Consider the following 791-nt stretch of genomic DNA (forward strand, 5'->3'; position numbering starts at 1 on the left):
TGAAATTGAGCTATTTTCATAAATTAAAAAATGAAATTAAGAAAAGATAAATTATCGTAAACTATACACTTTACTTTGGTGTCGAAATTATAATAATGACAACAAATATCAGAATGTGTATAACAGTAAAAAAGAGTCATATTAAAATGAAGTCGATCATTCTTATAATTTTGATTACAAACCTTTTATCGGCTTGTGCATTAGCACCAAAGCTAAAACAGCCGAATGACAGGAACCGCGTGCCTATTAATAAAACAATCCCTGCCGAAATCAAGCGAGGAGACAACGGAATCTCATAAACTGATTTATGAAGTTAATAATGTAATGGTCAGTCTTTCTAAATATGTGAAAATTAAAAGGTATGAAATATGCAAAAGCTGATTATTATCATAGCGATTAGTGCTTTTTTTGGAACAACAAACTTAGCAAGAAGTAACACTCTTACTAAGCAAGGAGGAGGTCATAGCCGTTTTGCAGTTCCTAGTATAGGGTCAGGAAATCTCGATTCAAGCAACAATTATAAACCAAAACCACCAAAAGGCTATGAGCCACCACGTAAACTTCCACCCGATATTAAAATTGACCTTTCTAATTTGGGAACGATAAGAAATCGCGTACCGTCCAAACCTATTGGCTCTAAGCCATCTAACACACCTCCAGTATCTCCCACAGCTCAGGTACCTAAATCAACTTTCGTATCTGCTCCATCAGCAAAATATCTGGAGCTTACTAATCTATTAAAAAAAGGGGAAATTATTGAGCTCTTAAAAAAACAGCTTGAGTTGAAAAAA

General features: G+C 34.1%; 1 protein-coding gene and 1 pseudogene. Both read left to right on the plus strand.

Annotated features, from left to right (window positions below):
• Nucleotides 1-146: 146 nt before the first annotated feature.
• Nucleotides 147-299: a TrwH protein gene (locus ACFINL_RS09740; RefSeq protein ID WP_375612691.1), complete on the plus strand. Its 153-nt coding sequence runs from the start codon at nt 147-149 to the stop codon at nt 297-299.
• Between the two features lie 69 nt (nt 300-368).
• Nucleotides 369-791, plus strand: a pseudogene (locus ACFINL_RS09745) (hypothetical protein); the annotation flags it as partial.

It is taken from the genome of Bartonella sp. AA78NXGY (assembly GCF_042197005.1).
Classification (GTDB): domain Bacteria; phylum Pseudomonadota; class Alphaproteobacteria; order Rhizobiales; family Rhizobiaceae; genus Bartonella.